Here is a 21,037-nt window from a genome sequence, read left to right on the forward strand (position 1 = left end):
ACAAAACCCCGCAGTCCAGGACTGCGGGGTATGGGATGCTTGTGTCAGTTATGCCTTTTCGACCTGACTGAACTCCAGCTCGACCGGTGTCGAGCGACCGAAAATGGTCACCGCCACCTGGATTCGGCTCTTCTCATAATTGACTTCTTCGACGACGCCACTGAAATCAGCGAACGGCCCATCGATCACACGAATCATCTCGCCCGGCTCGAACAGCGTCTTCGGCTTCGGCTTGTCACCGCTGTCGGCAACACGACGCAGAATGGCTTCGGCTTCCTTATCGGTAATAGGCGCCGGCTTGTCGGCCGTACCACCGATAAAGCCCATGACACGCGGGGTATCCTTGACCAAGTGCCAAGTCCCTTCGTTCATTTCCATCTGCACCAGAACATAGCCCGGGAAGAATTTGCGCTCGCTCTTGCGCTTCTGGCCATTACGCATCTCTACCACTTCTTCGGTAGGAACCAGAATCTCGCCAAAGCCGTCTTCCATACCGGCGAGCTTGACGCGCTCGATCAGAGAACGCATCACATGCTTCTCGTAACCCGAGTAAGCATGCACAACGTACCAACGCTTAGCCACGGGACACCCTTTAACCCACAATCAACGAAACGAGCCAACCCAGCAGCGAATCGAGGCCCCACAGCAAAAGCGCCATCACGAGGACGACAGCCACCACGATCAACGTGGTCTGCGTGGTTTCCTGACGAGTCGGCCAGACGACCTTGCGAATTTCGACGCGCGCTTCCTTCGCCAGCCCAGTGAACGCCTGCCCCTTGGCCGTCTGCAGCGCAACTGCGCCCGCGACACCTGCCAAAGCCAGCAACACCAGAACACGATACAGAATCGGCTCGGCAGAGAAGTACTGATTACCGACAACACCCACCACGACCAGAGCGACTACAACCAGCCACTTGAGCAGATCGAAGCGCGAGTCTTTGGCCTCAGCCTTATCAATCATTTACGAGGATCCTGTGAAAGACACGCCACATTCGCTGAGAATATGGCAGGTCAGGAGGGAATCGAACCCCCAACCTGCGGTTTTGGAGACCGCCGCTCTGCCAATTGAGCTACTGACCTAGAGGAAAATCAGGCCGACCATTATGCCGGCCTGACAGAGACAGATCAACCGATTACTCGACGATCTTTGCAACCACGCCGGCACCAACGGTACGACCACCTTCGCGAATCGCGAAACGCAGGCCGTCTTCCATGGCGATCGGCTTGATCAGGGTAACAACCATCTTCACGTTGTCGCCCGGCATTACCATCTCAACGCCTTCCGGCAGCTCGCAAGAACCGGTTACGTCGGTGGTACGGAAGTAGAACTGTGGACGGTAGCCCTTGAAGAACGGGGTGTGACGACCACCTTCTTCCTTGGACAGCACATACACTTCGGCTTCAAACTTGGTGTGCGGCTTGATGGTGCCCGGCTTGGCCAGAACCTGACCACGCTCTACGTCGTCACGCTTGGTGCCGCGCAGCAGGACGCCACAGTTCTCGCCAGCACGACCTTCGTCGAGCAGCTTGCGGAACATCTCGACACCGGTGCAGGTGGTCTTGGTGGTGTCACGCAGACCAACGATCTCGATTTCTTCCTGGACCTTGACGATGCCGCGCTCGACACGACCGGTCACCACGGTACCGCGGCCGGAGATGGAGAACACGTCTTCGATCGGCATCAGGAACGGCTTGTCGATGGCGCGAACCGGCTCAGGGATGTAGGTATCCAGAGTCTCGACCAGCTTCTTGACGGCAGTGGTACCCATCTCGTTGGCGTCTTCCCCGTTCAGCGCCATCAGCGCGGAACCGATGATGATCGGCGTGTCGTCGCCCGGGAAGTCGTAGGTGGACAGCAGGTCGCGAACTTCCATCTCGACCAGTTCCAGCAACTCGGCGTCGTCAACCATGTCAGCCTTGTTCAGGAACACGACGATGTACGGAACGCCCACCTGACGGGACAGCAGGATGTGCTCGCGAGTCTGCGGCATCGGGCCGTCGGCAGCGGAGCAAACCAGGATGGCGCCGTCCATCTGCGCAGCACCGGTGATCATGTTCTTCACATAGTCAGCGTGACCCGGGCAGTCAACGTGCGCGTAGTGACGAATGTTGGAATCGTACTCTACGTGCGCGGTGTTGATGGTGATACCACGAGCCTTCTCTTCCGGGGCGCTGTCGATCTTGTCGAAGTCGACCTTGGCGCTGCCGAATACTTCGGAGCAAACGCGAGTCAGAGCAGCGGTCAGAGTGGTTTTACCGTGGTCAACGTGACCGATGGTGCCGACGTTGACGTGCGGCTTGTTACGTTCAAATTTCTCTTTAGCCATTTTGACCGTCTCCCAACGAAGAATTGAGCAAGTCACACTGCCCATTAAAACAAAGGCAGATACTTTCATATCTGCCTTTATTAAATGGAGCTCATGAGCGGATTTGAACCGCTGACCTCACCCTTACCAAGGGTGTGCTCTACCAACTGAGCTACATGAGCGAAACACTTTACAACGACTGAAGACCTGGAGCGGGTAGCGGGAATCGAACCCGCATCATCAGCTTGGAAGGCTGAGGTTCTACCACTGAACTATACCCGCGGAGCCTTCAGCTCACGCTAAATCTGGTGGAGGGAGAAGGATTCGAACCTTCGAAGTCGATGACGTCAGATTTACAGTCTGATCCCTTTGGCCACTCGGGAATCCCTCCAAAAGGAGGCGGCATTCTCGTTTCATGCCACCCTACTGTCAAGCATTTTCTCATTTAAAAACCTGAGCTTAGCTGCATCGACAGCAACCTCACAGATCCATCGCTGGTACCACCCTGTGAAGCGGGCGCCATTCTAGTCAATCTTTCTCGACCTTGCAACGCCTTCGCACGGCATTAATTGATGTTTTAAGCCTTTGAAATCAAAAGCCAAACGCTCCAGCAAGGATTCCTCCGCCAGGCGCCTGCTCTCCGGGGCGATGCGCACCCAATAACTACGGTGAGCACGCGACAGCTCCTTGAGCAAGGGCTCGTATCCAGCCCCCCTCAACCGCTGGAGCACGCTCTCCGCCGAGTCGATCCGTGGAAATATCCCTAGAGAGATGCCATTCGCCAACTCACCTTCGGCGATGATGTAGCTGTCTATCTTCCGCGCTTGCAGTTCTTTCAGCTGCCGCAATGAGGCTTGCCGCGACGCCAGGGGCGGCAAATACACCCAATAGTCGACCCCAGCCGCGGCATCGACGGCCTGGATGCCGGAGCGAATATCCAGGCTGAGCAGGCGCTGCTCCAGTACTGCAGCCGCCGTCCTCTGCTCGAAGCTACCCAGAAACAGACAGACCGCCTCCCCGGCCTTGACCTCGGCGACTGGCGGCTTTCGCAGCACCGACACCTCGGACTCGCTCAGCAGGCGAATATCGCCCTCGCCGCCTCGCGCCAGCGCCAGGGGGGCCACCTCTTTAGCCCGCATGGGCACCTGCTGCTGATGCCACACGTAATAGAACAGGTTCAGGACCAGCAACAACAGAAACATCCAGCGCATGCGCAACCTCAATCTAGCGGACAGGCGATTGCCAGGCCGGTAAACACTAGGTCGGGTGCGACCTTGGCATCAGGCACCAGGTCCGCCACCAACCCCGCATCCCCGCCCGTGAGGAAGACCCGGAACGCTCCCCCCCAATACTCGCGCGCAAGCGCCAACTGAGTCTGCACGAAGCCCTGCAGCATCAGCGAGCAGCCACGCTCGACCGCCTCCGCGGTCGAACGTCCCGGGCCAAGCCCGTGGAGAGCCCGTTCCGCCGCGGCATCGTCATAACGAATCCGCCGCGTATGGGTTCGCAACTGATTGCGCATGAGAGGCACACCCGGACAGATGAACCCCCCCAGGTGCTGACCGTCGCCCCCGACGAAGTCGGCAGTCACCGCGGTTCCCAAATCGAGGACCAGACAGGCCCCCTTCGCCTGGTGATAGGCCCCGACCAAAGCCAACCAGCGATCCAGCCCCAGCCGGTCGGGCTGCTCATAACCATTGCGCACCCCAGCGAGCTCCGCAGCCGGGCGCGCCCAGCTGCACGCCATGGCAAAGGCTGACTCCAGGGGGGCAACCAGTTGCAGCGTCTCCTCATCGGTACGCACACTAACCAAACGACAGGCGTCCAGACTCGACACCTTGCTGCGAACGACCTGCAAGAGCTCGACATCAGCCCCCACCACCCCACCACAGAGAGCGCCCACTCCCTCCCGAGGAATCACACGCCACTTGATAAAGCTATTCCCACAATCGAGCTCAAGAATCATTGCGCAACCTCAAACTGAGCTCACCACCACTGAAGAGCCGCTCCACTCCATCCACCAACAAACGCAGCGCTCCGGTCGAATCCACGCCCTGAACCACGCCTTCTATCTGCTGCGCCCCGGCAGTGAGTATGGCTGCACGCCCCTGCCAGAGATGATTGCTCTGCCACTCTTCGAGCAACCTTGAAAAACCTTCCTTCCGATGCCGCTCAAGGTAGATAGACAGCTGCTCATTGAGCAGCGAAACCAACTCGTTGCGATCGACCCCGTGCCCGAGCTCTGCGCGCATAGAAGTCCACGGCTGATCGATGACCTGAAGGGCGCCCGGTAGCATATTGACGTTGATGCCAATGCCTATAACCACATGGCAAACATCCGCCGGGTCACCGGACAGCTCCAGGAGGATTCCGGCAAGCTTGCGGCCATTCACCAGTAGGTCGTTAGGCCACTTTAGACCCGCCCCCACCACACCCATAGCCCGGATAGCGTGAAGCAGGGCCAACCCCACCACCAGACTGAGCCCTTCCAATTGCCGCACGCCCCCCTCGACCCGCAGCACCAGACTGTAATAGAGGTTCTCTGCAAACGGGCTCACCCAGGTACGCCCTCGTCGCCCACGACCCGAAGTCTGCTGCTCGGCCAACACGACAAAAGGCGCCGGCAGCTGACGCTCGAGTCGCCGCAAGGCCTCGGAGTTGGTCGAATCGACCGAATGCAACACCATTACAGGCCAGTGCGGTCGCGCGCCACTCGCCGCCAAGATGCTTTCATCCAGAAGTCGCAGCGGGCTTTCCAGACGATAGCCGCGCCCCCGAACCTTATGGATAGGCAGACCGAGCTCGGCCTCAAGAGCGCGCAACTGCTTCCACACCGCAGCACGACTGACCCCGAGCGCAGCTCCGAGCGCCTCGCCCGAATGGAAGCGCCCATCTTGAAGAAGCCTTAACAATGGCAGCATGCCGCCTCCCCGCGCAGTAAGGCACGCATGATAACGATGCGCCAAGCCATTGCCTACAAAGCCAACTGGCTATTTCCGCCGCACAAAGGCAAACCCCCGACCTGCGTGCGCGGGTCGGGGGTTTGGGATAGGTGCTTGACGATGACCTACTCTCACATGGGGAAGCCCCACACTACCATCGGCGATGCATCGTTTCACTACTGAGTTCGGGATGGGATCAGGTGGTTCCAACGCTCTATGGTCGTCAAGCAATTCGGTTGGAGAGTCGATGTTGAGTCGCCTCCCCATATTGGGTATGTGATGTCTGGTTTTGCGTGTTCTGGCAAATTTTCGGTTTGTTGTCGACTTCAACCATCGAGCACACAAACAGCAAATTGTTTGGGTGTTATATGGTCAAGCCTCACGGGCAATTAGTATGGGTTAGCTCAACGCCTCACAGCGCTTACACACCCCACCTATCAACGTCGTAGTCTTCGACGGCCCTTCAGGGAGCTCAAGGCTCCAGTGAGATCTCATCTTGAGGCAAGTTTCCCGCTTAGATGCTTTCAGCGGTTATCTCTTCCGAACATAGCTACCCGGCAATGCCACTGGCGTGACAACCGGAACACCAGAGGTTCGTCCACTCCGGTCCTCTCGTACTAGGAGCAGCCCCTCTCAAATCTCAAACGTCCACGGCAGATAGGGACCGAACTGTCTCACGACGTTCTAAACCCAGCTCGCGTACCACTTTAAATGGCGAACAGCCATACCCTTGGGACCGGCTTCAGCCCCAGGATGTGATGAGCCGACATCGAGGTGCCAAACACCGCCGTCGATATGAACTCTTGGGCGGTATCAGCCTGTTATCCCCGGAGTACCTTTTATCCGTTGAGCGATGGCCCTTCCATACAGAACCACCGGATCACTAAGACCTACTTTCGTACCTGCTCGACGTGTCTGTCTCGCAGTCAAGCGCGCTTTTGCCTTTATACTCTACGACCGATTTCCGACCGGTCTGAGCGCACCTTCGTACTCCTCCGTTACTCTTTAGGAGGAGACCGCCCCAGTCAAACTACCCACCATACACTGTCCTCGATCCGGATAACGGACCAGAGTTAGAACCTCAAGGTTGCCAGGGTGGTATTTCAAGGATGGCTCCACGCGAACTGGCGTCCACGCTTCAAAGCCTCCCACCTATCCTACACAAGCAAGCTCAAAGTCCAGTGCAAAGCTATAGTAAAGGTTCACGGGGTCTTTCCGTCTAGCCGCGGATACACTGCATCTTCACAGCGATTTCAATTTCACTGAGTCTCGGGTGGAGACAGCGCCGCCATCGTTACGCCATTCGTGCAGGTCGGAACTTACCCGACAAGGAATTTCGCTACCTTAGGACCGTTATAGTTACGGCCGCCGTTTACCGGGGCTTCGATCAAGAGCTTCGCGTTAGCTAACCCCATCAATTAACCTTCCGGCACCGGGCAGGCGTCACACCCTATACGTCCACTTTCGTGTTTGCAGAGTGCTGTGTTTTTAATAAACAGTCGCAGCGGCCTGGTATCTTCGACCGGCATGGGCTTACGCAGTAAATGCTTCACCCTCACCGGCGCACCTTCTCCCGAAGTTACGGTGCCATTTTGCCTAGTTCCTTCACCCGAGTTCTCTCAAGCGCCTTGGTATTCTCTACCTAACCACCTGTGTCGGTTTGGGGTACGGTTCCTAGTTACCTGAAGCTTAGAAGCTTTTCCTGGAAGCATGGCATCAACCACTTCGTCGTCTAAAAGACAACTCGTCATCAGCTCTCGGCATTAAGCGCCCGGATTTACCTAAGCACTCTGCCTACCACCTTAAACACGGACAACCAACGCCGTGCTGGCCTAGCCTTCTCCGTCCCTCCATCGCAGTAACTAGAAGTACGGGAATATTAACCCGTTTCCCATCGACTACGCATTTCTGCCTCGCCTTAGGGGCCGACTCACCCTGCGTCGATTAACGTTGCGCAGGAAACCTTGGTCTTTCGGCGTGCGAGTTTTTCACTCGCATTGTCGTTACTCATGTCAGCATTCGCACTTCTGATACCTCCAGCAAGCTTCTCAACTCACCTTCACAGGCTTACAGAACGCTCCTCTACCGCTCAACTTACGTTGAACCCGTAGCTTCGGTGTATGGTTTGAGCCCCGTTACATCTTCCGCGCAGGCCGACTCGACTAGTGAGCTATTACGCTTTCTTTAAAGGGTGGCTGCTTCTAAGCCAACCTCCTAGCTGTCTAAGCCTTCCCACATCGTTTCCCACTTAACCATAACTTTGGGACCTTAGCTGACGGTCTGGGTTGTTTCCCTTTTCACGACGGACGTTAGCACCCGCCGTGTGTCTCCCGTGCTGACACTTGCTGGTATTCGGAGTTTGCATCGGTTTGGTAAGTCGGGATGACCCCCTAGCCGAAACAGTGCTCTACCCCCAGCAGTGATACACGAGGCGCTACCTAAATAGCTTTCGAGGAGAACCAGCTATCTCCGAGCTTGATTAGCCTTTCACTCCGATCCACAGGTCATCCGCTAACTTTTCAACGGTAGTCGGTTCGGTCCTCCAGTCAGTGTTACCTAACCTTCAACCTGCCCATGGATAGATCGCCCGGTTTCGGGTCTATACCCAGCGACTAAACGCCCTATTAAGACTCGCTTTCGCTACGCCTCCCCTATTCGGTTAAGCTCGCCACTGAATATAAGTCGCTGACCCATTATACAAAAGGTACGCAGTCACCTAACAAGTAGGCTCCCACTGCTTGTACGCATACGGTTTCAGGTTCTATTTCACTCCCCTCTCCGGGGTTCTTTTCGCCTTTCCCTCACGGTACTGGTTCACTATCGGTCAGTCAGTAGTATTTAGCCTTGGAGGATGGTCCCCCCATATTCAGACAAAGTTTCTCGTGCTCCGTCCTACTCGATTTCACTTCTAAGATCCTTTCGCGTACAGGGCTATCACCCACTATGGCCGCACTTTCCAGAGCGTTCCGCTAAAATCAAAGAAGCTTAAGGGCTAGTCCCCGTTCGCTCGCCACTACTAAGGGAATCTCGGTTGATTTCTATTCCTCAGGGTACTTAGATGTTTCAGTTCCCCTGGTTCGCCTCCTACACCTATGTATTCAGTGCAGGATACCCAGCTTATGCTGGGTGGGTTCCCCCATTCAGAGATCTCCGGATCAAAGTCTGTTTGCCGACTCCCCGAAGCTTATCGCAGGCTACCACGTCTTTCATCGCCTCTGACTGCCAAGGCATCCACCGTATGCGCTTCTTCACTTGACCATATAACCCCAAGCAATCTGGTTACGGCCTCGAACGTGAAGACGACATTCGCCGAAAATTTGCACTTGAGAACAACGCAAATTTTACCTTGATTGATCAACTGCCAGTGAAAGCAGCCAATCAGTCACTTCTATCACATACCCAAATTTTTAAAGAACGATTTGCAACTGGTCAAAGACCAGAAATCAACATTCAACAGGTCACACCTGGAACGTTCATTTCTGAACTCTAAACGGGCTGTCGGTGGTGGAGCCAAGCGGGATCGAACCGCTGACCTCCTGCGTGCAAGGCAGGCGCTCTCCCAGCTGAGCTATGGCCCCATATAAATCTAAGGCCAACCCCACAACAATTGGTGGGTCTGGGCAGATTCGAACTGCCGACCTCACCCTTATCAGGGGTGCGCTCTAACCAACTGAGCTACAGACCCAATCGTCTTTCGCAATGAATCAAGCAATTCGTGTGGGGGCTTATAAGGAAGCTGATGTCGTCGATTAAGGAGGTGATCCAGCCGCAGGTTCCCCTACGGCTACCTTGTTACGACTTCACCCCAGTCATGAATCACACCGTGGTAACCGTCCCCCTTGCGGTTAGACTAGCTACTTCTGGTGCAACCCACTCCCATGGTGTGACGGGCGGTGTGTACAAGGCCCGGGAACGTATTCACCGTGACATTCTGATTCACGATTACTAGCGATTCCGACTTCACGCAGTCGAGTTGCAGACTGCGATCCGGACTACGATCGGTTTTATGGGATTAGCTCCACCTCGCGGCTTGGCAACCCTTTGTACCGACCATTGTAGCACGTGTGTAGCCCTGGCCGTAAGGGCCATGATGACTTGACGTCATCCCCACCTTCCTCCGGTTTGTCACCGGCAGTCTCCTTAGAGTTCCCGGCATAACCCGCTGGTAACTAAGGACAAGGGTTGCGCTCGTTACGGGACTTAACCCAACATCTCACGACACGAGCTGACGACAGCCATGCAGCACCTGTCTTACAGTTCCCGAAGGCACCAATCCATCTCTGGAAAGTTCTGTAGATGTCAAGGCCAGGTAAGGTTCTTCGCGTTGCTTCGAATTAAACCACATGCTCCACCGCTTGTGCGGGCCCCCGTCAATTCATTTGAGTTTTAACCTTGCGGCCGTACTCCCCAGGCGGTCAACTTAATGCGTTAGCTGCGCCACTAAAATCTCAAGGATTCCAACGGCTAGTTGACATCGTTTACGGCGTGGACTACCAGGGTATCTAATCCTGTTTGCTCCCCACGCTTTCGCACCTCAGTGTCAGTATCAGTCCAGGTGGTCGCCTTCGCCACTGGTGTTCCTTCCTATATCTACGCATTTCACCGCTACACAGGAAATTCCACCACCCTCTACCGTACTCTAGCTTGCCAGTTTTGGATGCAGTTCCCAGGTTGAGCCCGGGGCTTTCACATCCAACTTAACAAACCACCTACGCGCGCTTTACGCCCAGTAATTCCGATTAACGCTTGCACCCTCTGTATTACCGCGGCTGCTGGCACAGAGTTAGCCGGTGCTTATTCTGTTGGTAACGTCAAAACAGCAAGGTATTAACTTACTGCCCTTCCTCCCAACTTAAAGTGCTTTACAATCCGAAGACCTTCTTCACACACGCGGCATGGCTGGATCAGGCTTTCGCCCATTGTCCAATATTCCCCACTGCTGCCTCCCGTAGGAGTCTGGACCGTGTCTCAGTTCCAGTGTGACTGATCATCCTCTCAGACCAGTTACGGATCGTCGCCTAGGTGAGCCATTACCTCACCTACTAGCTAATCCGACCTAGGCTCATCTGATAGCGCAAGGCCCGAAGGTCCCCTGCTTTCTCCCGTAGGACGTATGCGGTATTAGCGTTCCTTTCGAAACGTTGTCCCCCACTACCAGGCAGATTCCTAGGCATTACTCACCCGTCCGCCGCTGAATCATAGAGCAAGCTCCACTCATCCGCTCGACTTGCATGTGTTAGGCCTGCCGCCAGCGTTCAATCTGAGCCATGATCAAACTCTTCAGTTCAATACTGCTTGGGTTTTGAGAAAACCCTAAACTTGGCTCAGCAATCGCAAATCTCTTACTTAAAAGAGTTAACTCTCGAATTAACGAGTGTTGCTTTGTGATGCTGATAATCAGTTGACTACCAGTCTTACCTCACAAGCACCCACACGAATTGCTTGATTCAGTTGTTAAAGAACAGTTGGTTAAGTCTTTCGTCTCAACCGAGGCGCGCATTCTACAGCAGCCTCATCTTCCGTCAAGCAGTTTCGAAAATTTCTTTTCAAACTCAACCGCTTGCGGACGACTCCAGGACTTTCATCACTTGGAGTCTCAACCTTAGATCAAAATCTAAGGCTTTCACTAAAAGGCAAACCCCCGACCTGCATGTGCGGGTCGGGGGTTTGGGATAGGTGCTTGACGATGACCTACTCTCACATGGGGAAGCCCCACACTACCATCGGCGATGCATCGTTTCACTACTGAGTTCGGGATGGGATCAGGTGGTTCCAACGCTCTATGGTCGTCAAGCAATTCGGTTGGAGAGTCGATGTTGAGTCGCCTCCCCATATTGGGTATGTGATGTCTGGTTTTGCGTGTTCTGGCAAATTTTCGGTTTGTTGTCGACTTCAACCATCGAGCACACAAACAGCAAATTGTTTGGGTGTTATATGGTCAAGCCTCACGGGCAATTAGTATGGGTTAGCTCAACGCCTCACAGCGCTTACACACCCCACCTATCAACGTCGTAGTCTTCGACGGCCCTTCAGGGAGCTCAAGGCTCCAGTGAGATCTCATCTTGAGGCAAGTTTCCCGCTTAGATGCTTTCAGCGGTTATCTCTTCCGAACATAGCTACCCGGCAATGCCACTGGCGTGACAACCGGAACACCAGAGGTTCGTCCACTCCGGTCCTCTCGTACTAGGAGCAGCCCCTCTCAAATCTCAAACGTCCACGGCAGATAGGGACCGAACTGTCTCACGACGTTCTAAACCCAGCTCGCGTACCACTTTAAATGGCGAACAGCCATACCCTTGGGACCGGCTTCAGCCCCAGGATGTGATGAGCCGACATCGAGGTGCCAAACACCGCCGTCGATATGAACTCTTGGGCGGTATCAGCCTGTTATCCCCGGAGTACCTTTTATCCGTTGAGCGATGGCCCTTCCATACAGAACCACCGGATCACTAAGACCTACTTTCGTACCTGCTCGACGTGTCTGTCTCGCAGTCAAGCGCGCTTTTGCCTTTATACTCTACGACCGATTTCCGACCGGTCTGAGCGCACCTTCGTACTCCTCCGTTACTCTTTAGGAGGAGACCGCCCCAGTCAAACTACCCACCATACACTGTCCTCGATCCGGATAACGGACCAGAGTTAGAACCTCAAGGTTGCCAGGGTGGTATTTCAAGGATGGCTCCACGCGAACTGGCGTCCACGCTTCAAAGCCTCCCACCTATCCTACACAAGCAAGCTCAAAGTCCAGTGCAAAGCTATAGTAAAGGTTCACGGGGTCTTTCCGTCTAGCCGCGGATACACTGCATCTTCACAGCGATTTCAATTTCACTGAGTCTCGGGTGGAGACAGCGCCGCCATCGTTACGCCATTCGTGCAGGTCGGAACTTACCCGACAAGGAATTTCGCTACCTTAGGACCGTTATAGTTACGGCCGCCGTTTACCGGGGCTTCGATCAAGAGCTTCGCGTTAGCTAACCCCATCAATTAACCTTCCGGCACCGGGCAGGCGTCACACCCTATACGTCCACTTTCGTGTTTGCAGAGTGCTGTGTTTTTAATAAACAGTCGCAGCGGCCTGGTATCTTCGACCGGCATGGGCTTACGCAGTAAATGCTTCACCCTCACCGGCGCACCTTCTCCCGAAGTTACGGTGCCATTTTGCCTAGTTCCTTCACCCGAGTTCTCTCAAGCGCCTTGGTATTCTCTACCTAACCACCTGTGTCGGTTTGGGGTACGGTTCCTAGTTACCTGAAGCTTAGAAGCTTTTCCTGGAAGCATGGCATCAACCACTTCGTCGTCTAAAAGACAACTCGTCATCAGCTCTCGGCATTAAGCGCCCGGATTTACCTAAGCACTCTGCCTACCACCTTAAACACGGACAACCAACGCCGTGCTGGCCTAGCCTTCTCCGTCCCTCCATCGCAGTAACTAGAAGTACGGGAATATTAACCCGTTTCCCATCGACTACGCATTTCTGCCTCGCCTTAGGGGCCGACTCACCCTGCGTCGATTAACGTTGCGCAGGAAACCTTGGTCTTTCGGCGTGCGAGTTTTTCACTCGCATTGTCGTTACTCATGTCAGCATTCGCACTTCTGATACCTCCAGCAAGCTTCTCAACTCACCTTCACAGGCTTACAGAACGCTCCTCTACCGCTCAACTTACGTTGAACCCGTAGCTTCGGTGTATGGTTTGAGCCCCGTTACATCTTCCGCGCAGGCCGACTCGACTAGTGAGCTATTACGCTTTCTTTAAAGGGTGGCTGCTTCTAAGCCAACCTCCTAGCTGTCTAAGCCTTCCCACATCGTTTCCCACTTAACCATAACTTTGGGACCTTAGCTGACGGTCTGGGTTGTTTCCCTTTTCACGACGGACGTTAGCACCCGCCGTGTGTCTCCCGTGCTGACACTTGCTGGTATTCGGAGTTTGCATCGGTTTGGTAAGTCGGGATGACCCCCTAGCCGAAACAGTGCTCTACCCCCAGCAGTGATACACGAGGCGCTACCTAAATAGCTTTCGAGGAGAACCAGCTATCTCCGAGCTTGATTAGCCTTTCACTCCGATCCACAGGTCATCCGCTAACTTTTCAACGGTAGTCGGTTCGGTCCTCCAGTCAGTGTTACCTAACCTTCAACCTGCCCATGGATAGATCGCCCGGTTTCGGGTCTATACCCAGCGACTAAACGCCCTATTAAGACTCGCTTTCGCTACGCCTCCCCTATTCGGTTAAGCTCGCCACTGAATATAAGTCGCTGACCCATTATACAAAAGGTACGCAGTCACCTAACAAGTAGGCTCCCACTGCTTGTACGCATACGGTTTCAGGTTCTATTTCACTCCCCTCTCCGGGGTTCTTTTCGCCTTTCCCTCACGGTACTGGTTCACTATCGGTCAGTCAGTAGTATTTAGCCTTGGAGGATGGTCCCCCCATATTCAGACAAAGTTTCTCGTGCTCCGTCCTACTCGATTTCACTTCTAAGATCCTTTCGCGTACAGGGCTATCACCCACTATGGCCGCACTTTCCAGAGCGTTCCGCTAAAATCAAAGAAGCTTAAGGGCTAGTCCCCGTTCGCTCGCCACTACTAAGGGAATCTCGGTTGATTTCTATTCCTCAGGGTACTTAGATGTTTCAGTTCCCCTGGTTCGCCTCCTACACCTATGTATTCAGTGCAGGATACCCAGCTTATGCTGGGTGGGTTCCCCCATTCAGAGATCTCCGGATCAAAGTCTGTTTGCCGACTCCCCGAAGCTTATCGCAGGCTACCACGTCTTTCATCGCCTCTGACTGCCAAGGCATCCACCGTATGCGCTTCTTCACTTGACCATATAACCCCAAGCAATCTGGTTACGGCCTCGAACGTGAAGACGACATTCGCCGAAAATTTGCACTTGAGAACAACGCAAATTTTACCTTGATTGATCAACTGCCAGTGAAAGCAGCCAATCAGTCACTTCTATCACATACCCAAATTTTTAAAGAACGATTTGCAACTGGTCAAAGACCAGAAATCAACATTCAACAGGTCACACCTGGAACGTTCATTTCTGAACTCTAAACGGGCTGTCGGTGGTGGAGCCAAGCGGGATCGAACCGCTGACCTCCTGCGTGCAAGGCAGGCGCTCTCCCAGCTGAGCTATGGCCCCATATAAACCTAAGGCCAACCCCACAACAATTGGTGGGTCTGGGCAGATTCGAACTGCCGACCTCACCCTTATCAGGGGTGCGCTCTAACCAACTGAGCTACAGACCCAATCGTCTTTCGCAATGAATCAAGCAATTCGTGTGGGGGCTTATAAGGAAGCTGATGTCGTCGATTAAGGAGGTGATCCAGCCGCAGGTTCCCCTACGGCTACCTTGTTACGACTTCACCCCAGTCATGAATCACACCGTGGTAACCGTCCCCCTTGCGGTTAGACTAGCTACTTCTGGTGCAACCCACTCCCATGGTGTGACGGGCGGTGTGTACAAGGCCCGGGAACGTATTCACCGTGACATTCTGATTCACGATTACTAGCGATTCCGACTTCACGCAGTCGAGTTGCAGACTGCGATCCGGACTACGATCGGTTTTATGGGATTAGCTCCACCTCGCGGCTTGGCAACCCTTTGTACCGACCATTGTAGCACGTGTGTAGCCCTGGCCGTAAGGGCCATGATGACTTGACGTCATCCCCACCTTCCTCCGGTTTGTCACCGGCAGTCTCCTTAGAGTTCCCGGCATAACCCGCTGGTAACTAAGGACAAGGGTTGCGCTCGTTACGGGACTTAACCCAACATCTCACGACACGAGCTGACGACAGCCATGCAGCACCTGTCTTACAGTTCCCGAAGGCACCAATCCATCTCTGGAAAGTTCTGTAGATGTCAAGGCCAGGTAAGGTTCTTCGCGTTGCTTCGAATTAAACCACATGCTCCACCGCTTGTGCGGGCCCCCGTCAATTCATTTGAGTTTTAACCTTGCGGCCGTACTCCCCAGGCGGTCAACTTAATGCGTTAGCTGCGCCACTAAAATCTCAAGGATTCCAACGGCTAGTTGACATCGTTTACGGCGTGGACTACCAGGGTATCTAATCCTGTTTGCTCCCCACGCTTTCGCACCTCAGTGTCAGTATCAGTCCAGGTGGTCGCCTTCGCCACTGGTGTTCCTTCCTATATCTACGCATTTCACCGCTACACAGGAAATTCCACCACCCTCTACCGTACTCTAGCTTGCCAGTTTTGGATGCAGTTCCCAGGTTGAGCCCGGGGCTTTCACATCCAACTTAACAAACCACCTACGCGCGCTTTACGCCCAGTAATTCCGATTAACGCTTGCACCCTCTGTATTACCGCGGCTGCTGGCACAGAGTTAGCCGGTGCTTATTCTGTTGGTAACGTCAAAACAGCAAGGTATTAACTTACTGCCCTTCCTCCCAACTTAAAGTGCTTTACAATCCGAAGACCTTCTTCACACACGCGGCATGGCTGGATCAGGCTTTCGCCCATTGTCCAATATTCCCCACTGCTGCCTCCCGTAGGAGTCTGGACCGTGTCTCAGTTCCAGTGTGACTGATCATCCTCTCAGACCAGTTACGGATCGTCGCCTAGGTGAGCCATTACCTCACCTACTAGCTAATCCGACCTAGGCTCATCTGATAGCGCAAGGCCCGAAGGTCCCCTGCTTTCTCCCGTAGGACGTATGCGGTATTAGCGTTCCTTTCGAAACGTTGTCCCCCACTACCAGGCAGATTCCTAGGCATTACTCACCCGTCCGCCGCTGAATCATAGAGCAAGCTCCACTCATCCGCTCGACTTGCATGTGTTAGGCCTGCCGCCAGCGTTCAATCTGAGCCATGATCAAACTCTTCAGTTCAATACTGCTTGGGTTTTGAGAAAACCCTAAACTTGGCTCAGCAATCGCAAATCTCTTACTTAAAAGAGTTAACTCTCGAATTAACGAGTGTTGCTTTGTGATGCTGATAATCAGTTGACTACCAGTCTTACCTCACAAGCACCCACACGAATTGCTTGACTCAGTTGTTAAAGAACAGTTGGTTAAGTCTTTCGCCTCAACCGAGGCGCGCATTCTACAGCAGCCTCATCTTCCGTCAAGCAGTTTCGAAAATTTCTTTTCAAACTCAACCGCTTGCGCCTTCGATCAGCTTTCAGCTCCTCGTCAGCGGGAGGCGAATTCTACAGCGTTCGAAACCACTGTCAACCACCTCTTTCAACCGCCTCCGATCACCTCGACCGAAGCCCCGACAGGATCAACCCTCCACCCTGTCAGGCCGGCGCATTCTACGCAGCTTTCGCTGCTTTGCAACCCCTCTTTTAAAGATAACCAATTGATTTACAAGAGGTTTTCCGAGAGATCCGCACCGGAAGTGGTGCGCATTATAGGCACCGCAAACGGTAGGTCAATGCTTTTTATAAAAAGACTATTCAGCCTTGAGCGTGATGCGCGCGAAAGCCTTCTTCCCCGCCTGACAAACATGGCTCGCCCCAAGCTTATAAACAAAGGAACGATCGACTACCTCGCCATCGACGCGCACAGAGCCGGAGCCGAGCAGATCACGCGCCATCGCGGCATTCTTGACCAAGCCGGCCTTGTTGAGCAGCGCCGCGATCGGCATGTCTTCGGCGGCAGCCAGCTCGATCTCCGGCAGATCCTCGGGCAGCTCGCCATCCTTCATGCGATTGCCCGCGGAGCGGTGCGCGCTGGCGGCCGCCTCCTCCCCATGGAAGCGCGCGACGATCTCTTCGGCCAATTTGATCTTGATGTCGCGTGGATTAGCCCCCTGCTCGACATCACGCTTGAACTGCTCGATCTCCTCCATGGATCGGAAGCTGAGCAGCTCGAAGTAACGCCACATGAGCACATCGGGAATGGACACCAGCTTGCTGTACATCACGCCCGGCGCCTCCTGAATGCCCACATAGTTACCCAGGGACTTGGACATCTTCTTGACGCCATCGAGCCCCTCGAGCAGCGGCATGGTGACGACACATTGAGACGCCTGACCATAGGCGCGCTGCAACTCGCGCCCCATCAGCAAGTTGAACTTCTGGTCGGTACCGCCCAGTTCGACATCGGCGCGCAGCGCCACCGAGTCATACCCCTGAACCAGGGGATAGAGGAACTCATGGATGGCAATGGGCTGATTGGTCGAGTAGCGCTTGCTGAAATCGTCGCGCTCGAGCATCCGCGCCACGGTGTACTGCGAAGCCAGGCGAATGAAGTCGGCCGGCGTCAATTGATCCATCCAGGTGGAGTTGAACGCCACCTCGGTCTTGGCCGGATCGAGAATCTTGAACACCTGCGACTTATAGGTCTCGGCGTTATCCAGCACCTGCTCGCGGGTCAGGGGCGGGCGGGTCGCGCTCTTGCCGCTCGGATCGCCGATCATCCCGGTGAAGTCACCGATCAGGAAGATGACCTGGTGCCCCAGCTCCTGAAACTGGCGCAGCTTGTTGATCAGCACCGTATGCCCGAGATGCAGGTCCGGCGCCGTCGGGTCGAAGCCCGCCTTGATGCGCAGCGGCTGACCGCGCTTGAGCTTTTCGACCAGCTCGGACTCAACCAGGACCTCTTCCGCGCCGCGCTTGATCAGCGCCAGCTGCTCTTCGACCGACTTCATGACAGAACTCACGACCACTCAAAAACCAAAGGGAACCAACCATACAAGATCGCGGACAAATGACAAGTTTTGCCCAGCGCCGACCACCAGCCGCGCCTGCGCAAGCAGCATCAGGGTTGCCTTACAGACGATTTGGTTATATTTTATACAGTTACTGCATATTCATTGCTTTTTTCATCTCTTCATCTATTCAAAGCCAAAGCAGCCTATGACCCCTACAAGAACAGCGCCTCCCCTGTACCCCAAAAGTCACATCCTGGCGGCGAGCGGCGTCGCCGCGATGCTCAGCCTGGCGCTGCTGGTGTTCCCCTCGCGGGAAGTAGAAGCCAAGCGGACCTATCTCAACCTCGAGCTCGACAGCAGCTCCGAACTGGTGGTGCAGCAGAAAGATGACCTGCGACCAGGCGACCGAAGCGCAGATGGTGCCGACTCGCCGTTTGCCAAGATCGATAGCGCCGCCGAAGGAGTCGCGGCCACAGAAGAAGAAAAGTCCGTAGCCGCCGAAGAAACCGCCTCCCCGACCAACCCTCTCCAGAAAACCATCAGCGTCGCCAATGGCGACACGCTGTCCACGGTCTTCGCCAAGGTCGGGCTGTCTGCCAATGCCCTACACGACGTGCTGAACAGCAGCAAGGACGCCAAGCGCTTCAGCCGCCTCAAGGTCGGCCAGGAACTCGATTTCCAATTGACCGCGGATGGGCAGCTTGAAAGCCTGCACAGCAAACTGAGCGACCTGGAAAGCATCAGCCTGAGCAAGACCGACAAGGGCTTCGCCTTCAAGCGCGAGCTGGTCAAACCGCAAGTGCGCTCGGCCTATGCCCACGGCGTGATCAACAGCTCGCTGTTCCTGGCCGCCAAACGCGCCGGCCTGTCGCACGGTCTCACCATGGACCTGGCCAATATCTTCGGCTACGACATCGACTTCGCCATGGATATTCGCGAAGGCGACGAGTTCGAGTTGCTCTACGAAGAGAAAGTGGTCGAAGGCAAGAAAGTCGGCAGCGGCGACATTCTCTCGGCGCGCTTCACCAACCGCGGCAAGACCTTCACCGCGGTGCGCTATACCGACAAGCAAGGCAACACCAGCTATTACGGTGCCGACGGTACCAGCATGCGCAAGGCCTTCATCCGCACCCCCGTGGATTTCGCCCGCATCAGCTCGCGCTTCTCCAACGGCCGCCGCCACCCGATCCTCAACAAGATCCGCGCCCACAAGGGGGTCGACTACGCCGCACCGCGCGGCACGCCGATCAAGGCGGCCGGCGACGGCAAGATCGCCCTGGCCGGACGCAAGGGCGGCTACGGCAATACCGTGGTGATCCAGCACGGCAGCCGCTACCGCACGCTGTACGCGCACATGCAAGGCTTCGCCAAGGGCATCCGCACCGGCGGCAGTGTCAAGCAGGGGCAGATCATCGGCTACATCGGCACCACCGGCCTGTCCACTGGGCCGCACCTGCACTATGAGTTCCAGGTCAACGGTACCCACGTCGACCCGCTGAGCCAGAAACTGCCGATGGCCGACCCCATCGCCCGCAACGAAAAGCAGCGTTTCCTGCAGCTGAGCAAGCCACTGATGGCGCGAATGGATCAGGAACGCTCCACCCTGCTCGCCCTCAACAAGCGCTGAAGCGATGCCGCACTATCTCGGGGTGATGTCCGGCACCAGCCTGGACGGTATGGACATCGCCCTGATCGAGCAGACCGACAGCACCCGACTGCTCGCCACCCATTTCCTGCCCATGCCGGAGGCGCTGCGCGCCGAGCTCCTGGCATTGTGCGCCCCCGGCCCCGACGAGCTGGCGCGCGCGGCGATAGCCGAACAGCGCTGGGTCGAGCTCGCCGCCCAGGGCATCGCCACCCTCCTGCACCAACACGACCTCAGTCCCGAGTCGATCCGCGCCATCGGCAGCCACGGCCAGACGGTACGCCACGAACCGGCGCGCGGCTTCAGCATCCAACTCGGCAACCCCGCCCTGCTCGCCGAGCTGACCGGCATCTGCGTGGTCGGCGACTTCCGCCGCCGCGACGTGGCGGCTGGTGGGCAGGGCGCGCCGCTGGTGCCGGCCTTCCATGAGGCCCTGTTCGGCGCTCCGGGCCACCGCCGCGCCGTACTGAACCTCGGCGGATTCAGCAACCTCAGCCTGCTGGAGCCTGGACAGCCTGTGCGCGGTTTCGACTGCGGCCCCGGCAATGTGCTGATGGACGCCTGGATCCAGCGCCACCGGGGCGTCGGCTACGACCGGGACGGGGCCTGGGCGGCAAGCGGGAAGGTACAGACGGAACTGCTGCAAGCCTTGTTGAGCGATCCGTTTTTCCAGGCCCGGGGACCGAAGAGCACCGGTCGCGAGCTGTTCAACCTGACCTGGCTCGACGAGCGACTGAGCCGACTGCCGCACTACGCCGCGGAGGATGTGCAGGCCACGCTACTGGAGCTGACCGCCGCGAGCATAATCGGTGCACTGACCACGGCCCAGCAGCACACCGATGCACTACTGGTGTGCGGCGGCGGCGCTCACAACCGCACCCTGATGGCGCGCCTGGCCGAGCTGTTGCCCGGCAGCCTGGTCAGCAGCACCGAGGCCCATGGCGTGCCCGCCGATTGGGTCGAGGCCATGGCCTTCGCCTGGCTGGCCCACTGCTGCCTGGAAGGCATCCCGGCCAACCGCCCGAGCGTCACCGGCGCCCGCGGGCTGCGGGTGCTCGGCGCCATCTATCCCGCCTGAGGCGCCGGCAAAGCCCAGAAACGACAACGCCGTGCACAAGGCACGGCGCTTCGAGTACAGCAGCGCAACCCGATCAGATCGAGAAGGACGAGCCGCAACCGCAGGTGGTGGTGGCATTGGGGTTCTTGATCACGAAACGCGAACCCTCCAGACCTTCCTGATAGTCCACCTCGGCACCGGCGAGATACTGGAAGCTCATCGGGTCGACCACCAGGCTCACGCCTTCGCGCTCGACGATGGTGTCGTCTTCGGCCACGTCCTCGTCGAAGGTGAAACCGTACTGGAAGCCGGAACAGCCGCCCCCCGTGACGAATACACGCAACTTGAGGCGCGGGTTGCCCTCTTCATCGACCAGGCTCTTCACCTTGCTCGCTGCGCCTTCGGTGAACAGCAAAGCTGTGGGGGTGAAGGTTTCGACGCTCATGCTGACTTTCTCCCGGCGCCA

The 21,037-nt window shown here is 56.1% G+C and carries 10 protein-coding genes, 8 tRNA genes and 6 rRNA genes; 2 read left to right on the forward strand and 22 right to left on the reverse strand.

All coding sequences use genetic code 11. The features are described 5' to 3' along the window. Window positions 1–48: 48 nt before the first annotated feature. The 21 genes from nusG to tyrS all read right to left on the reverse strand — a co-directional run bounded on the left by nusG (window position 49) and on the right by tyrS (window position 17,866). A complete protein-coding gene (gene nusG, locus SBP02_RS18010; RefSeq protein ID WP_318643785.1) occupies window positions 49–582 on the reverse strand; it encodes a transcription termination/antitermination protein NusG in 534 nt (177 codons plus the stop codon). 10 nt (window positions 583–592) lie between these two features. Continuing rightward, window positions 593–961, reverse strand: coding sequence for a preprotein translocase subunit SecE (gene secE, locus SBP02_RS18015; RefSeq protein ID WP_318643786.1), 369 nt, complete (start codon window positions 959–961; stop codon window positions 593–595). A 43-nt stretch (window positions 962–1,004) separates the two neighbouring features. Then, window positions 1,005–1,080: transfer RNA gene (locus SBP02_RS18020), tRNA-Trp, on the reverse strand. A gap of 53 nt (window positions 1,081–1,133) precedes the next feature. Next, window positions 1,134–2,327 carry an elongation factor Tu gene (gene tuf / locus SBP02_RS18025; RefSeq protein ID WP_318643776.1) on the reverse strand — a complete coding sequence of 398 codons (1,194 nt, stop codon included), beginning with the start codon at window positions 2,325–2,327 and terminating at the stop codon, window positions 1,134–1,136. Window positions 2,328–2,412: 85 nt separating this feature from the next. Further along, window positions 2,413–2,488, reverse strand: a tRNA-Thr gene (locus SBP02_RS18030). Between the two features lie 26 nt (window positions 2,489–2,514). Continuing rightward, window positions 2,515–2,588, reverse strand: a tRNA-Gly gene (locus SBP02_RS18035). 24 nt (window positions 2,589–2,612) lie between these two features. Then, window positions 2,613–2,697 (reverse strand) — tRNA-Tyr (locus tag SBP02_RS18040). A 133-nt stretch (window positions 2,698–2,830) separates the two neighbouring features. After that, window positions 2,831–3,517 (reverse strand): SPOR domain-containing protein, encoded by a 687-nt coding sequence (locus tag SBP02_RS18045; RefSeq protein WP_318643787.1) that lies wholly within the window; start codon window positions 3,515–3,517, stop codon window positions 2,831–2,833. Window positions 3,518–3,525: 8 nt separating this feature from the next. After that, window positions 3,526–4,272, reverse strand: coding sequence for a pantothenate kinase (locus SBP02_RS18050; RefSeq protein ID WP_318643788.1), 747 nt, complete (start codon window positions 4,270–4,272; stop codon window positions 3,526–3,528). After that, on the reverse strand, window positions 4,262–5,227 hold the full coding sequence (gene birA, locus SBP02_RS18055) for a bifunctional biotin--[acetyl-CoA-carboxylase] ligase/biotin operon repressor BirA (RefSeq protein WP_318643789.1): 966 nt from the start codon (window positions 5,225–5,227) through the stop codon (window positions 4,262–4,264). Before birA ends, SBP02_RS18050 begins: the two co-directional genes overlap by 11 nt. A gap of 133 nt (window positions 5,228–5,360) precedes the next feature. Then, a 5S ribosomal RNA gene (rrf, locus tag SBP02_RS18060) occupies window positions 5,361–5,476 on the reverse strand. 140 nt (window positions 5,477–5,616) lie between these two features. Beyond that, window positions 5,617–8,506, reverse strand: a 23S ribosomal RNA gene (locus SBP02_RS18065). A 244-nt stretch (window positions 8,507–8,750) separates the two neighbouring features. Continuing rightward, a tRNA-Ala gene (locus SBP02_RS18070) sits at window positions 8,751–8,826 on the reverse strand. 30 nt (window positions 8,827–8,856) lie between these two features. Continuing rightward, window positions 8,857–8,933: transfer RNA gene (locus tag SBP02_RS18075), tRNA-Ile, on the reverse strand. A gap of 65 nt (window positions 8,934–8,998) precedes the next feature. After that, window positions 8,999–10,535 (reverse strand): 16S ribosomal RNA (locus SBP02_RS18080). 391 nt (window positions 10,536–10,926) lie between these two features. Continuing rightward, a 5S ribosomal RNA gene (gene rrf / locus SBP02_RS18085) occupies window positions 10,927–11,042 on the reverse strand. Window positions 11,043–11,182: 140 nt separating this feature from the next. Next, window positions 11,183–14,072 (reverse strand): 23S ribosomal RNA (locus SBP02_RS18090). Window positions 14,073–14,316: 244 nt separating this feature from the next. Further along, window positions 14,317–14,392, reverse strand: a tRNA-Ala gene (locus SBP02_RS18095). 30 nt (window positions 14,393–14,422) lie between these two features. Then, a tRNA-Ile gene (locus SBP02_RS18100) sits at window positions 14,423–14,499 on the reverse strand. A 65-nt stretch (window positions 14,500–14,564) separates the two neighbouring features. Beyond that, window positions 14,565–16,101: ribosomal RNA gene (locus tag SBP02_RS18105) — 16S ribosomal RNA — on the reverse strand. The 16S, 23S and 5S rRNA genes sit together here with 4 tRNA genes alongside, the layout of an rRNA operon. Before the next feature lie 565 nt (window positions 16,102–16,666). Further along, window positions 16,667–17,866: a tyrosine--tRNA ligase gene (tyrS, locus tag SBP02_RS18110; RefSeq protein WP_318643790.1), complete on the reverse strand. Its 1,200-nt coding sequence runs from the start codon at window positions 17,864–17,866 to the stop codon at window positions 16,667–16,669. 208 nt (window positions 17,867–18,074) lie between these two features. Between tyrS and SBP02_RS18115 the strand changes: the two genes are divergently transcribed. Next, window positions 18,075–19,496 carry a peptidoglycan DD-metalloendopeptidase family protein gene (locus SBP02_RS18115; protein WP_318643791.1) on the forward strand — a complete coding sequence of 474 codons (1,422 nt, stop codon included), beginning with the start codon at window positions 18,075–18,077 and terminating at the stop codon, window positions 19,494–19,496. A 4-nt stretch (window positions 19,497–19,500) separates the two neighbouring features. Further along, window positions 19,501–20,592 carry an anhydro-N-acetylmuramic acid kinase gene (locus tag SBP02_RS18120; RefSeq protein ID WP_318643792.1) on the forward strand — a complete coding sequence of 364 codons (1,092 nt, stop codon included), beginning with the start codon at window positions 19,501–19,503 and terminating at the stop codon, window positions 20,590–20,592. 73 nt (window positions 20,593–20,665) lie between these two features. Here the strand turns inward: SBP02_RS18120 and erpA are convergent, their stop codons facing one another. Then, window positions 20,666–21,016, reverse strand: coding sequence for an iron-sulfur cluster insertion protein ErpA (gene erpA / locus SBP02_RS18125; protein WP_318643793.1), 351 nt, complete (start codon window positions 21,014–21,016; stop codon window positions 20,666–20,668). Between the last annotated feature and the right edge of the window lie 21 nt (window positions 21,017–21,037).

This window comes from Pseudomonas benzenivorans (assembly GCF_033547155.1).
Classification (GTDB): Bacteria; Pseudomonadota; Gammaproteobacteria; order Pseudomonadales; family Pseudomonadaceae; genus Aquipseudomonas; species Aquipseudomonas benzenivorans_B.